15 protein-coding genes are annotated in these 13,489 nt (G+C 36.3%); 11 read left to right on the forward strand and 4 right to left on the reverse strand.

The annotated features are described in order from the left end of the window. Positions 1-41 precede the first annotated feature (41 nt). From QBK89_RS05575 to lexA, 3 genes are all read right to left on the reverse strand, one after another. Complete coding sequence (locus QBK89_RS05575) at positions 42-332, reverse strand: hypothetical protein (RefSeq protein ID WP_284140040.1); 291 nt, start codon at positions 330-332, stop codon at positions 42-44. 28 nt (positions 333-360) lie between these two features. Then, complete coding sequence (locus QBK89_RS05580) at positions 361-1,089, reverse strand: polysaccharide deacetylase family protein (RefSeq protein WP_284140041.1); 729 nt, start codon at positions 1,087-1,089, stop codon at positions 361-363. Between the two features lie 183 nt (positions 1,090-1,272). Then, positions 1,273-1,896, reverse strand: a complete 624-nt coding sequence (gene lexA / locus QBK89_RS05585; protein WP_284140042.1) for a transcriptional repressor LexA — start codon at positions 1,894-1,896, stop codon at positions 1,273-1,275. Between the two features lie 274 nt (positions 1,897-2,170). Between lexA and QBK89_RS05590 the strand changes: the two genes are divergently transcribed. The 8 genes from QBK89_RS05590 to QBK89_RS05625 all read left to right on the forward strand — a co-directional run bounded on the left by QBK89_RS05590 (position 2,171) and on the right by QBK89_RS05625 (position 8,158). Further along, positions 2,171-2,809, forward strand: a complete 639-nt coding sequence (locus QBK89_RS05590) for a YneB family resolvase-like protein (protein ID WP_284140043.1) — start codon at positions 2,171-2,173, stop codon at positions 2,807-2,809. A gap of 126 nt (positions 2,810-2,935) precedes the next feature. Next, positions 2,936-3,169: a DUF896 domain-containing protein gene (locus tag QBK89_RS05595; protein ID WP_284140044.1), complete on the forward strand. Its 234-nt coding sequence runs from the start codon at positions 2,936-2,938 to the stop codon at positions 3,167-3,169. A gap of 154 nt (positions 3,170-3,323) precedes the next feature. Beyond that, a complete protein-coding gene (gene tkt / locus QBK89_RS05600) occupies positions 3,324-5,327 on the forward strand; it encodes a transketolase (protein WP_284140045.1) in 2,004 nt (667 codons plus the stop codon). Positions 5,328-5,520: 193 nt separating this feature from the next. Further along, positions 5,521-5,967, forward strand: coding sequence for a sporulation inhibitor of replication protein SirA (gene sirA, locus QBK89_RS05605; RefSeq protein ID WP_284140046.1), 447 nt, complete (start codon positions 5,521-5,523; stop codon positions 5,965-5,967). A 45-nt stretch (positions 5,968-6,012) separates the two neighbouring features. After that, the gene (locus tag QBK89_RS05610; RefSeq protein WP_284140047.1) at positions 6,013-6,234 is read left to right on the forward strand and encodes a YneF family protein; all 222 of its coding nucleotides are present in this window, start codon (positions 6,013-6,015) and stop codon (positions 6,232-6,234) included. Between the two features lie 175 nt (positions 6,235-6,409). After that, on the forward strand, positions 6,410-7,114 hold the full coding sequence (locus tag QBK89_RS05615; protein WP_284140048.1) for a cytochrome c biogenesis CcdA family protein: 705 nt from the start codon (positions 6,410-6,412) through the stop codon (positions 7,112-7,114). Positions 7,115-7,179: 65 nt separating this feature from the next. Continuing rightward, positions 7,180-7,605, forward strand: a complete 426-nt coding sequence (locus tag QBK89_RS05620; RefSeq protein ID WP_284140049.1) for a Na(+)/H(+) antiporter subunit B — start codon at positions 7,180-7,182, stop codon at positions 7,603-7,605. A 73-nt stretch (positions 7,606-7,678) separates the two neighbouring features. Next, positions 7,679-8,158, forward strand: coding sequence for a CcdC family protein (locus QBK89_RS05625; protein ID WP_284140050.1), 480 nt, complete (start codon positions 7,679-7,681; stop codon positions 8,156-8,158). A gap of 59 nt (positions 8,159-8,217) precedes the next feature. On the opposite strand, the gene QBK89_RS05630 is transcribed toward QBK89_RS05625, so the two are convergent. Next, the gene (locus tag QBK89_RS05630; RefSeq protein WP_284140051.1) at positions 8,218-8,694 is read right to left on the reverse strand and encodes a DUF2621 family protein; all 477 of its coding nucleotides are present in this window, start codon (positions 8,692-8,694) and stop codon (positions 8,218-8,220) included. A 297-nt stretch (positions 8,695-8,991) separates the two neighbouring features. Here QBK89_RS05630 and QBK89_RS05635 point away from each other — a divergent pair, with 297 nt between their 5' ends. The 3 genes from QBK89_RS05635 to QBK89_RS05645 all read left to right on the forward strand — a co-directional run bounded on the left by QBK89_RS05635 (position 8,992) and on the right by QBK89_RS05645 (position 13,457). Next, complete coding sequence (locus QBK89_RS05635; RefSeq protein ID WP_284140052.1) at positions 8,992-10,128, forward strand: ATP-binding protein; 1,137 nt, start codon at positions 8,992-8,994, stop codon at positions 10,126-10,128. Positions 10,129-10,380: 252 nt separating this feature from the next. Next, positions 10,381-13,095: an aconitate hydratase AcnA gene (gene acnA, locus QBK89_RS05640; RefSeq protein WP_284140053.1), complete on the forward strand. Its 2,715-nt coding sequence runs from the start codon at positions 10,381-10,383 to the stop codon at positions 13,093-13,095. Between the two features lie 212 nt (positions 13,096-13,307). Further along, positions 13,308-13,457 (forward strand): FbpB family small basic protein, encoded by a 150-nt coding sequence (locus tag QBK89_RS05645; RefSeq protein ID WP_284140054.1) that lies wholly within the window; start codon positions 13,308-13,310, stop codon positions 13,455-13,457. The last annotated feature ends 32 nt before the right edge of the window (positions 13,458-13,489 follow it).

The raw sequence follows: 13,489 nt of genomic DNA on the forward strand, positions 1-13,489 counted from the left end.
GTAGTAGCAATTTATTGTTAACTACATCCATATCAATAATACTAATATGAATGTTTATCCTTTCGTTTTCTTTTAAATGCTTGCCATGTTGTTTTTAATGAAGCATACGTTCCAACAGCAGCAGCCCCATAAAACGCGCCCATAAAAATTCCTGCCCATAAGTTGTGTCGGTGACTAAAAAATATGGAAATGATAAACCCTAGCGCGCCGGCAATAGTTGGGAAGTACTGCCGGGGGATAGAGAAAAATTTAAATAGCTGTGTAATAATCACGATGAGAGGGACAGCGATAAGGCCATCCCATATATTTGTATGAATAACAGGAAACTCCACAAAGCCACATCCTTTTTTCATTAATTGATTATTCAAAGGGAATCGCATTTGTTCTTTTTAGCATTTCAGACACAGTTAAGCATTCGTACCCCTCTTCTTTAAAAAATGCTAATACTTTTTCTAATGCTGCGACCGTTTGCCGACGATCTCCTCCTGAATCATGTAATAAAATGATGTCACCAGGAGTAATATTTTTCTTAATATGGTTTACAATTTTATCTGTACCGGGTTTCTTCCAATCTTCTGGATCCTGGTGCCATGACCAGAAAACAACTAAGTAACCACTATCAATAGCTGTGTTAATAATTAAGTCATTATAATTGCCCCCAACAGGCCGATAGAGCGCTGGTTCTTTACCAGTAATTTCTCGTATGGTATATGAAGTATTATATAATTCGTCTTGTAATTTTTTGCTATCCTTAGGAATTGAAAGATGATGATAGGTATGATTTGCAACCTCATGTCCTTCTATATGCTCACGATAAATAAGTTGCGGGTGTGTCTTTGCTTGTTCACCTGTAACAAAAAATGTGGCTTTCGCATTGTATTCGTTAAGTAAATCTAAAATCTGAGGTGTGTATACAGGGTGGGGTCCGTCATCAAAGGTAATCGCCACAATTTTATCATCGGTATCCACCTCCCAAAAAACCTTTCCTGTTTTTTCATAATCGAAACGATCCTTTGTGTCAGCATATGATATAAAAGGAAAGGTAATATATATAATTAAAACACAAAGGAAGTAAATAAACGTTTTCATCTGTCCACTCCTAAGCCCATTTTAATAAGAACATACAATTAAATTGTGCTAATTAGGAATGTTTCATGTTAGGAATTAAATGGATATAAAAATGGTAAGTATGTAAGTGAAGAATCATATAAAGTGTTAAAATGAGCCAAACATAAAAACGAGCTGGTATATAAAATACCTAACTCGTTTTTATTAATGGATATTTCGATATAGTCCAATAACCTTCCCTAAAATAGAAACATTTTGATAAATGAGTGGTTCCATTGTTGCGTTTTCCGGTTGAAGGCGGATGTGATTTTTCTCTTTAAAGAAACGTTTCACCGTTGCTTCATCATCCTCTGTCATCGCAACTACAATTTCTCCATTTTGAGCCGTGTTTTGTTGTTTTACGATTACCATATCACCATCAAGAATACCAGCCTCTATCATACTTTCACCATCAATGACTAGCACGTATATATTATCTTCTGGGCTAGCGCTAGATCGTGGAATCGGAATATACTCTTCAATGTTTTCCACTGCAGTAATAGGAATCCCTGCTGTTACTTTTCCAATTAATGGGGCATATAATGTATCTTCTTTTGGAATACTCGGTTCTGAAGAAAAATCAAGAATTTCAATTGCTCTTGGTTTTGTAGGATCTCGTCGAATAAATCCTTTACTTTCTAATCTGGATAAATGCCCATGAACTGTAGAGCTAGATGCTAAGCCAACAGCTTCGGCAATTTCTCGAACAGAAGGTGGATATCCCTTTAGATGAACTTCACTTTTAATAAAGTCGAGAATGGCTTGCTGTCTTTTTGATAATTTTATCATGTAAGGAACACCTCGCACATATATTTACTATTGATAGTTTACCATTTCACATCTCAAAATGCAAACATTCGTTCTAAAAATCTATTGACAAGACCATATGTTCTGTTTATAATTACAAGTAACAGAACAAAGGTTCTATTTTGATGAAAGGGCTGATAATATGTTTGGAAAATGGACAAGAACTGATTTGCTATATTTCGTAACGTTTGGATTAACGTTAGGATTTTTGTATTTTTCACTCATCACAGCATAATGCAACTAGGAGATTATTAAATTGCGAGCAATCATATATTGTAGAGTAAGCACAGATAAACAAACACAGGAAAGTTCTTTAATTAGGCAAAAAGAAGAATTAATGCAGCTTGCTTTAAGGCAAGGCTTTAAAATCGTTCGAATTATTGAAGAACGAGCAAGTGGATATGAAATTGGGAGAGATGGCATCTTTGATATGCTTGATGATTTTGCAGATGGAGAAGCAGATTGTTTATTGATTCAGGACGAGACAAGGCTTGGAAGAGGAAATACTAAAATTGCACTTTTTCATCAGTTACAAAAGCTGAACATACCAATATTTTCTATTTATCACGATGGACAATTGGAAATTTCCGAGTCGGATTCTATGGTGCTCAAAATCGTCGGTATTGTAGAGGAATATCAACGAAAGCTTCATAACGAAAAAATTAAACGTGGCATAAAAAGGGCGATGGACAAAGGATTTAATCCTGCAAAAAATCTTACGAATCGGAATCAAGCTCCAGGACGGGAGAGAAAGGATTTTCCGATTCAAGAAGTTGTGCGTTTACGAGCACAAAAGATGACCTTCGAGGAAATTACTACTATATTACAGGGGATGGGCTTTGATGTTTCCAAGGCAACGGTACATCGCCGATATCAAGAGTTTCAAAAAACTTGAATATAAATAAGTAGGAAGTTATGATAAAAAAGCAGGAACATATTTATCGTTCGTGCTTTTTTAAATTTGACGACTCCACCCATGTTAACGTTGGAGTCAATCTGCCTTAACAGGAGGATAGACCACATGATAAGTAAACAAAAGTTAGAACGCATCAATTTTCTTGCTAAGAAGGCAAAGAATGAGGGACTCACAAATGCCGAAAAAGAGGAACAAGCGGAATTAAGGCAAGAGTACCTAAAAAATGTTCGAAAATCCTTTAAAAACCAATTTAAAACAATGACTGTAATTGATCCTGCTGGAAATGATGTTACACCTCAAAAGGTTCGAGATTTACAGGAGAGAAATAAAAAGAATTGATGTAAGCTTTTTTTATTCTTTATAATTTATCAAGAAAAAGACACGATTTGGAGCTGTAAATTCTTTTGCATCGTGTTTTCGCTTGTTATGTCCTATGTTTCGTTATAAGATGAAGTAGATACTAGAAGCTTTTACACGGAAAGGGGTATATACCTTGGGAAATAATGTTGAACAACTATCTATTAATACAATTCGAACACTATCAATTGACGCTATTGAAAAAGCAAATTCCGGTCATCCTGGTCTTCCAATGGGAGCCGCGCCAATGGCTTATACGTTGTGGACAGACTTTATGAAGCATAACCCTAAAAACTCAAAATGGTTTAACCGAGATCGGTTTGTTTTGTCTGCAGGTCATGGTTCCATGCTGTTGTATAGCTTGTTACACTTAGCAGGCTATGATGTGACAATGGAGGACTTGAAGAATTTCCGCCAATGGGAGTCTAGAACACCAGGTCATCCCGAAGTACATCATACAGATGGAGTTGAAGCTACTACTGGACCATTAGGACAAGGGATTGCGATGGCTGTTGGAATGGCGATGGCTGAGGCACATCTTGCTGCAAAATATAATAAAACGGATATTTCCATTATCGATCACTTTACATATGCACTTGTAAGTGACGGCGATTTAATGGAAGGTATTTCACATGAAGCCGCTTCTTTAGCAGGTCATTTACGTTTAGGAAAATTAATTGCATTGTATGATTCAAATGACATTTCCCTTGATGGTGATTTAAATCAATCATTCTCTGATAATACAGAGGAACGTTTTAAAGCATACGGCTGGCAGGTATTACGTGTAGAGGATGGAAATGATATCGCCCAGCTGAGAAAAGCAATAAAAGCTGCAAAGGAAAATACAGCGCAGCCAACATTGATTGAAATTAAAACAGTAATTGGATACGGTTCACCAAATAAATCTGCTTCAGCTGCTTCTCATGGTTCTCCATTAGGGGGAGATGAAGTAAAACTAACAAAAGAATATTATAATTGGGCACATGAAGAATTTCATGTTCCAGAAGAAGTTTATCATGATTTTCGCGATAAAATTGTGAACCCAGGAGCAGAAGCAGAAAACGCTTGGAATTCTCTTTTTGATGCATATAAAGAAAAATATCCGACAGAAGCAAAGGAATTGGAGTTAGCCATTAAAGGTGAACTTCCAGCAGGTTGGGAAAAAGAGCTGCCATCCTTTGAATCAGGAAAAGATACATTGGCTACAAGGGCATCGTCAGGAAAAGTGTTAAATGCCATTGCGAAGCATGTACCGTTCTTCTTTGGAGGAAGTGCAGATTTAGCGGGCTCTAACAAAACAATGATGAACGATGAAGCTGATTTTTCACGTAACAATTATGCTGGTAGAAACATTTGGTTTGGTGTTCGTGAGCATGCAATGGGAGCTGCTTTAAATGGAATGGCACTTCATGGAGGCTTAAAGGTCTACGGTGGTACATTCTTCGTATTTAGTGATTACTTACGACCAGCAGTTCGTTTGTCTGCCATTATGAATACACCTGTTACGTACGTGTTCACACACGACTCCATCGCGGTTGGAGAGGACGGTCCTACACACGAACCGGTTGAGCATTTAGCAGCTCTAAGAGCAATGCCGAATGTGTCGCTTATTCGTCCAGCAGATGCAAATGAAACACAAGCAGCTTGGCGTTTAGCATTAGAGTCTAAAAACAAGCCAACTGCCCTTGTGTTAACAAGACAAGATTTACCAACGTTAGCAGGAACTAAAGAGCATGCATATGAAGGCGTTAAAAAAGGCGCTTATATCGTTTCTGATAGTAAGAAAGAAACGCCAGATGCGTTATTACTCGCAACAGGATCCGAAGTGCAGCTTGCAATTAAAGCGCAGGAGCAATTAGCAGCGAAGGAAATTGATGTTCGCGTCGTGAGCATGCCATCATGGGATCGTTTCAATGAGCAAGATGAAACGTATAAGCATTCAGTTCTACCGAAAAGTGTTAAAAAACGTGTTGCCATTGAAATGGGTGCTTCTTTCGGTTGGGAGCGTTATACCGGTGATGAAGGAATCGTACTAGGCATTGATACGTTTGGTGCCTCTGCAAATGGCGATAAAGTAATGAAGGAATATGGATTCTCTGTAGAAAATGTTGTGCAAAATGTAGAACGTTTATTGAAATAACATAGATAGCAAAAGCATCTCTATTGTATTGAATACGATAGGGGTGCTTTCTTCGTTCCTTTATAACGTATAAATGCTCTATTTAATCAAGCTTTTGACAAAACTAGTGTTGTTTTTTAACACAGTATGACATTTTTTTCCTGTTAGACATGCTTATAATAGACATAAATACGCATAGAGGAGGAAATGCTGGATGCAAAGCTATTCAATTTATTGGATTAAAGAAGAATTTGCTGTTCACTATTTTTATAAAAGTGACTTGTTATATCGCTTTCTTAAAGCTTATGAACAAGATAAGGAGAGAGAGGATTATGCGCTTCAATATGAATTTATAACGAATGAATTCGATGCAGATCTTATTCTTTCTCATTTAAGAGATAATATAGAAGTGCAAAAGCGAAGCAATGCACATCAGCTTTCCACCGATTCACGATGTCTTACTTTACATATGCGCAAAAAACAGATAAAATTTCAATGTCAAACAATACATGAAGCTGAAAATATGTTGTTTCCGTTTTTACGACAAGTACATCCCTATTTATTTGTAATAGGGAACAATCCGGTTCGTTATGGATGGATTTCTCCATCATTACTTAATTCAAAACATATTGCGGAAGAAGTATTGTATTCCTATCTCTGATTTACTATACTGTATAAGAGACAACACGAAGGAGGAAAGCTTTACATGGGAACTATATGGGTAGTATTAATAGCAATTGGAGCATTAATTGCTGGTGTTGCTCTGGGTTTTTTTATTGCGAGAAAATATATGATGAGCTATATGAAAAAGAATCCACCAATTAATGAGCAAATGCTTCGCACATTAATGATGCAAATGGGACAAAAACCATCCCAGAAAAAAATCAATCAAATGATGCGTGCAATGAATACTCAAATGGATAAATAATCATGCAATCATCTCTATTATGAGGAAATTTCCATTTGCAAATGCCCTGTACAAAATAGAAGTATAGGGTTTTTTGATTTCTGTGCTTTAATTGTTGCAATATTGTCAAAATCTAATTCTTTTTATCTCACACATTTTTGTTAGAATGAAGGTTAATGGATTGGGAGGGGTTAGCATGTCAGAAATTAATATTTTTATTGCGTTTGGAGCAGGTTTTCTATCATTTATCTCACCTTGTGTATTACCATTGTTCCCTGCTTTTTTATCCTACATAACAGGTATGAGTGTGAATGAGCTGCAGCAGGATCAAAAAGGATTTAATAAAAAGAGTATGCTACATACCATCTTCTTTTTACTTGGATTTTCAAGTATTTTTATCATCATTGGATATTCTTCCACTTTTTTTGCGACTTTTTTAACTACATATAATGAATTGATTCGCCAAATCGGCGGTATTTTAATTATCTTCTTTGGCTTAGTGATTGTGGGGATCTTTAATTTTAATTTTTTGATGAAGGATAAACGAGTTACCTTTCGAAATCGTCCATCTGGATACATTGGATCGTATATTATTGGGTTAGCATTTTCATTAGGCTGGCAGCCATGCACAGGACCGATCTTGATGGTTGTATTTTCGCTTGCCGCGTCAGATCCACAAGTCGGAATGGTAATGATGATCAGTTATGTGTTAGGTTTTTCGATTCCGTTTTTCGTGCTTTCCTTTTTCGTTGGCAAGCTGTCGTGGATTAAACGCCATAGTGTACTGCTAGTCAAAATTGGTGGATATTTCATGATCTTTATGGGAATTGCACTCTTTTTTAATTGGACGACAAAGCTAACTTCATTTTTGGCAAGCTGGTTTGGTTGGAGTGGTTTTTAGTAGAATCTCCAATCGCTTTGTATTATCATATTAAATAATTGAATTGGTAAAAGGGGAACTTACTTATGTACAAACCGAATGATTTAATTTTACGTACAACCACATCCCTTATTGCGTTTATATTACTTGGATTTGCTGTGTATTTATTATTAGCTGGACATAATTCTCCTGGTGGTGGATTTGTTGGTGGGCTAGTTACTTCTGCAGCAGTAATCCTGATGTATATGGCATATGGGATGGAAACAATCGCGAAAATAATACCTGTTAATTTTCGAACAGTAATTCCAGTAGGCCTGTTAATAGCTGTGGGTACGGGCTTAGGTTCTTTTGTATTTGATGTGCCATTTCTCTCTCATACATTTGGTTACTTTAATGTACCGATATTCGGGAAAATTGAGCTTGCGACCGCGATGCTTTTTGATATAGGGGTTTATCTCACAGTTCTTGGCGTAACAATTACGATTATATTAAATATCGCCAACGATCAATAATTAATAGGGGGAGGTTCAGGAATGAATCCGAAAATGGGTGCATTCCTGGACTTTTAGAAAGAAGTGATAATCTATGTTTTGGCTCATAGCTAGTACAATTGCGGCAGCATTTATGGCTGTGACGATGATTTTTGTTCGTTTAAAAGCTGCCAAAAAACCAGCATCGGTAAAAAAAATATTACTTCCTCCGTTATTCATGAGTACAGGGGCTCTCATGTTTGTATTTCCACCGTTTCAGGTTAGTCTACTACAAGTGATAGAAGCGATGTCTGTAGGCGTTGTTTTTTCTTTTTTCTTGATAAAATCGTCTAAATTCGAGATAAGGGGAAATGCGATTTATTTAATTCCATCTAAATCATTTATCTTTATCTTATTTGGATTATTAGTAGTTCGTATCGTATTAAAGCTTTATCTTGGCAAGACGATTTCTCTAGGAGAGACGAGCGGTATGTTTTTCTTGCTTGCTTTTGGTATGATTCTGTCTTGGCGTATTGCGATGCTTTATAAATTTAAAAAGCTAGAAAATCAATTAAATACAAAAAATGCGCTGTAAAAATAAAGTCGGCGCATTTTTTTTAACTATTAGTACGTTTCAAGCAACTAGCTTTATAACTATTTTCGATTGTATTGCTTTTGCCAGTTATCACGGTAGTTTGATTTTGATAATTGAAAGAGATGCTCGTAATCAGCAATATTAATGTTTTTTTCCTTTAGCTTTTTACGAAGGAATTTGTGATCACGTTTTGGGGTAGCAATAATATAGCCTTCAATCACAATATCTTCGGTTATATGTATGTTGTTTCGTTGCAAGGCAATTTCTCCGATTTTACTTGCAATTTTATGACGTGCTACATCTCTAAACAATTCTGGTACTGGCGCAACTAATTCTTCTAAGAGTGCTTTTTCTTTTTCTTGCCACATATGCTTTGTTTTATCGAAATAGTAATTTTCCCAATCCATTACACTTTTGCCATCATCTTTTGGTAGCTGTTTAAGAAATTTTCGAAACATAAAATAGCCGCCGATTGCCATCGAACCTATAAGGAAAAATCCCCACAAAATAATGAAATAATCTACAAATATTGACATTTTATCACCTTCATATTATATACTATCAATACCTTGCCAATAGAGAAAAAATGAATCTAGCTTATTAAGCATACCATAGAAAAAAATAAAAAATATGGTAACTTTTATATCATAAAATCACTTCTAATGGTATATTTAAATTGGTAAATGATGTAACATCAATTTACATTATATGCTAGTATTATTATAAGTGGATTGCTACATAGAAACAAGTTTCATATTTACTTAGGGTAGGACATATAATAGATTAAGCGAGCGATCTTGATTGTTGGATTTTGTATAAAAGGGGCGAATGTGATGGTGAATAATTCGAACAAATATGACAAAAATGGCGAATATCTTGCTAATCCCGCCATTATGGAAACAACCCACGACAATAGCCCGATAAAAAGCTTGGCTTCACTTCCATCGTTTATGTTGAATTGGATTGAACAAAAAAGCAATGATGTTGTTTCACTTTGGGATTTAGAAGGGAACCTGCTTTATATTTCCAATTCAATTGAACATGCGTTAGGCTACAAGCTTTCCGAGCTAAAAGGAGTTCAATGGTTAGATTTTGTCGCACCCGAAGATATTACATATATTAAAAACAATCTAGATCAAACCGTGGATAAAGAAAACATTTTTAATATTCAAGTTAAAAATTATGATGAACGCTATATATGGTGTGAATGTAAAATTGCAAAGCTTTTGGATAACAACAATGAAGCAGGCTATTTTATCTCGATTATACGTGACATTACCGATAAAAAAGAAGCAGAGGAAATGATGATTCGGTCTGAGAAGATGTCAATTGCTGGGCAGTTAGCAGCAGGAATCGCACATGAAATCCGTAATCCGCTAACATCTCTAAAAGGATTTTTACAGCTTCTTGAGGCAGGTGTAAAGCGGAAGGACGTTTATTATAAGATTATGATTGATGAAATAGAAAAGATGGAAACAATCACTTCCGAATTGCTGTTTATTTCCAAGCCTTTGACGGATTATAAGCAGCAAGAATCGGTTGAGCAAATGATTGAGGATGTAATTGAATTATTGAAACCACAAGCAAAATTAAAAAATATAATGATTATATTCGATAAAGAAGAAGATTGCTCGGTTTATTGTGATCGTTCGCAAATAAAGCAAGTATTAATTAATATCGTCAAAAATGCGATTGAAGCAATGGAAGAAAGTGGAAAAATCAATGTGATCATGCGTCGCAACGGATCCTATCTTCAAATCGATGTCATTGATGAAGGTCCAGGAATAGATGAGAAGATTATTCACAAGCTTGGTGAGCCGTTTTTCACGACAAAGAAAACCGGAACAGGATTAGGTTTAATGATTACGAAGCAAATATTAGAACGACATGATGCTACATTAAATATTATGCAAAACGAGGATAAAGGTAGTACATTTCGAATTACATTTACTGAATTACAAGGAATATAAATTTAAGTTTAATAAAGCAAACAATTGTATAAGTAATTATTATCATTCTTCATAAGATTTTACTATATAGTAACAAGCATGAAACATTTGTTTTATGCTTGTTTTTCATTTAATATAGAGAACGAAAGGGTTTAGCGCCATTATATTTTTAATTCTCACACTCGGGAGATAATAAATGTTTATCAGTAGCAGATGGTTGAGCTACATTCTATCTCGAGCTATGAAAAAGCAAGATGGAAAGGGGAAACCTATATGGGAGAACAAAATAAGTTTCATGCAAAAAAACAATTCACATTAGATGGTAGAACTTACAACTACTATCAACTAAAAGCGTTAGAGAGTGCTGGCTTTGGGGAAATTACACGTCTGCCTTTTTCGGTACGTGTGCTGCTTGAATCTATTCTCCGTCAGTATGACGGAAAAGTGATTAAGGATGAGCATGTAAAAGGATTAGCAAAATGGGGAACTGCTGAAGGAAAAGGTGTCGATGTACCATTTAAACCTTCTCGTGTTATTTTACAGGACTTTACTGGAGTGCCAGCTGTTGTCGACCTTGCATCACTACGTAAGGCGATGGTTGATTTAGGTGGTGAGCCAAACAAGATTAATCCAGAGGTTCCGGTTGATTTGGTTATTGATCATTCTGTACAAGTGGATCAATATGGAACACCAACCGCATTAAAAGCAAATATGGATCTAGAGTTTGAGCGCAATGGAGAAAGATATGAGTTTTTACATTGGGCGCAAAAAGCGTTTGAAAATTATCGCGCTGTACCGCCTGCGACTGGAATTGTACACCAAGTGAACTTAGAGTATATTGCGAACGTTGTTCATGGAATCGAAAATGACAATGGCGAATATGATGCATTTCCTGATACACTTGTCGGAACGGACTCGCATACCACAATGATTAACGGATTAGGAGTGCTTGGTTGGGGAGTCGGTGGAATTGAAGCAGAAGCAGGCATGCTAGGGCAGCCTTCATACTTCCCAGCACCAGAAGTAATTGGTGTGAAATTTACTGGTAGCTTTCCACAAGGAACAACGGCAACGGACCTTGCATTAAAAGTAACACAAGTATTGCGTGAAAAAAATGTAGTAGGTAAATTTGTGGAATATTTTGGACCAGGGTTACAGGATATGCCGCTCGCAGACCGTGCTACAATTTCGAATATGGCTCCTGAATATGGGGCAACTTGTGGCTTTTTCCCTGTAGATGAAGAGTCTCTAAACTATCTTCGTCTAACAGGAAGAGATGAAGCACAAATTAAGTTGGTTGAGACGTATTGTAAGGAAAATAATTTATGGTACGCACCAGATCAACCAGATCCAGCATATACAGAAGTTGTCGAAATAGATCTTTCTCAATTGGAGCCGAATCTATCTGGACCAAAACGTCCACAGGATTTAATTGCTTTATCAAACATGAAAAAGGAATTTAATAAAGCGATTACTGCTCCATCAGGAAACCAAGGCTTTGGTTTAGATAAGTCAGAGTTCAATAAAGAAGTAACGATTGCGCATCCAAATGGTAAAACATCTGTGATGAAAACAGGATCATTAGCTATTGCGGCAATCACATCCTGTACAAATACATCAAACCCTTATGTAATGCTTGGAGCTGGATTGCTTGCAAAAAAAGCAATTGAAAAAGGATTGACTGTACCTGAATATGTAAAAACGTCATTGGCTCCAGGTTCAAAAGTTGTTACACGTTATTTAGAAGATGCAGGATTAATGCCTTATCTAGATAAATTAGGCTTTAATCTAGTTGGTTATGGATGTACAACATGTATTGGAAACTCAGGTCCTTTACGTCCTGAAATTGAAAAGGCGATTGCTGAAAATGATTTAACAGTTGCTTCAGTACTCTCAGGTAATAGAAACTTTGAAGGACGTATCCACCCACTTGTTAAAGCAAACTATCTTGCTTCACCACCATTAGTAGTTGCGTATGCATTAGCAGGATCAGTTGATATCGATTTAACAAAAGATGCACTAGGAAAAGATGAAAATGGCAAGCCGATCTTCTTAAATGATATATGGCCATCAATGGAAGAAATTAAAGCAGAGATTCAAAAGGTAGTTAATCCTGAAATATTCCGTAAAGAGTACGAAAATGTATTCCAATCAAATGAAAAGTGGAATGAAATTGAAACAACAGACGAGCCACTATTTGAATGGGATGGAGACTCTACGTATATTCAGAATCCACCATTCTTTGAAGGCCTAGCGAAAGATGCAGGTAAGGTAGAAACATTGCATCAACTCCGAGCAATTGGAAAATTTGGTGATTCGGTAACAACTGACCATATTTCTCCTGCTGGGGCGATTGCAAAAGATATGCCTGCTGGAAAATACTTGCAGGAAAAAGGGGTTTCACCACGAAACTTTAATTCCTATGGTTCACGCCGTGGGAACCATGAAGTGATGATGCGCGGAACGTTTGCAAATATTCGTATTCGTAATCTCTTAGCTCCTGGAACTGAGGGAGGCTATACGACATATTGGCCAACTGGAGAAATTATGCCGATTTATGATGCTGCAATGAAGTATCAAGCAGATCAAACTGGCTTAATGGTCATTGCTGGGAAGGATTATGGAATGGGATCATCGCGTGACTGGGCAGCAAAAGGCACAAACCTTCTTGGTATTAAGACAGTTATTGCGGAAAGCTTTGAACGTATTCATCGTTCCAATTTAGTTATGATGGGTGTGCTTCCACTTCAGTTTGAAAAAGGTCAAAATGCCGATAAGCTCGGATTAACAGGAAAAGAAAGCTTTACGGTAGAGGTTGATGAAAGCGTGAAGCCACATGATCTTGTTTCTGTTACTGCTGTAGATGAAGCTGGTAAAGAAACGAAGTTTAAAGCAATTGCACGCTTTGATAGTGAAGTTGAAATTGATTATTACCGTCATGGAGGAATCCTGCAAATGGTACTTCGTGATAAACTACGAAACGCATAAAAGTTATAGACTTGAAAACTCTTACACTTCGGTGTAGGAGTTTTTTTTACTTTAACTTGAGCGATGCGACATTATTTCCAAAAGAATTGTGGTTTTAAAAAAGGACGAACTAACCTGCTAGGATAAAAAAATTAATTTTCGCATTATTTATTATAAATTGTTGAGAGCATGGCAATACTTCTTCATAACAATCAATGAAAGGGTGTATTGTCATGTCACTTAAGAGAAAATTAAGCTTTGATGATTTAGTCAAAGCAAATCGTCAGCAAATATTAAAAGATAAAGAAATTATGGATCGGATTGAAGAAAACATCGAACAAAGAATTCAGGATTCACTAAATATCACCGATAAGGAAGCGTAAAAACTTGCCCCTTATGCCATTCTCCATCTCGA

This window comes from Virgibacillus sp. LDC-1 (assembly GCF_030137545.1).
Lineage (GTDB): Bacteria > Bacillota > Bacilli > Bacillales > Amphibacillaceae > LDC-1.

Bases quoted from the DNA above. Each gene is read 5' to 3' on its own strand.
- QBK89_RS05580 (WP_284140041.1), bottom strand. From the start codon at position 1,089: ATGAAAACGTTTATTTACTTCCTTTGTGTTTTAATTATATATATTACC.
- lexA (WP_284140042.1), bottom strand. From the start codon at position 1,896: ATGATAAAATTATCAAAAAGACAGCAAGCCATTCTCGACTTTATTAAA.
- QBK89_RS05595 (WP_284140044.1), top strand. From the start codon at position 2,936: ATGATAAGTAAACAAAAGTTAGAACGCATCAATTTTCTTGCTAAGAAG.
- sirA (WP_284140046.1), top strand. From the start codon at position 5,521: ATGCAAAGCTATTCAATTTATTGGATTAAAGAAGAATTTGCTGTTCAC.
- QBK89_RS05610 (WP_284140047.1), top strand. From the start codon at position 6,013: ATGGGAACTATATGGGTAGTATTAATAGCAATTGGAGCATTAATTGCT.
- QBK89_RS05615 (WP_284140048.1), top strand. From the start codon at position 6,410: ATGTCAGAAATTAATATTTTTATTGCGTTTGGAGCAGGTTTTCTATCA.
- QBK89_RS05620 (WP_284140049.1), top strand. From the start codon at position 7,180: ATGTACAAACCGAATGATTTAATTTTACGTACAACCACATCCCTTATT.
- QBK89_RS05625 (WP_284140050.1), top strand. From the start codon at position 7,679: ATGTTTTGGCTCATAGCTAGTACAATTGCGGCAGCATTTATGGCTGTG.
- QBK89_RS05630 (WP_284140051.1), bottom strand. From the start codon at position 8,694: ATGTCAATATTTGTAGATTATTTCATTATTTTGTGGGGATTTTTCCTT.
- QBK89_RS05635 (WP_284140052.1), top strand. From the start codon at position 8,992: ATGGTGAATAATTCGAACAAATATGACAAAAATGGCGAATATCTTGCT.
- acnA (WP_284140053.1), top strand. From the start codon at position 10,381: ATGGGAGAACAAAATAAGTTTCATGCAAAAAAACAATTCACATTAGAT.
- QBK89_RS05645 (WP_284140054.1), top strand. From the start codon at position 13,308: ATGTCACTTAAGAGAAAATTAAGCTTTGATGATTTAGTCAAAGCAAAT.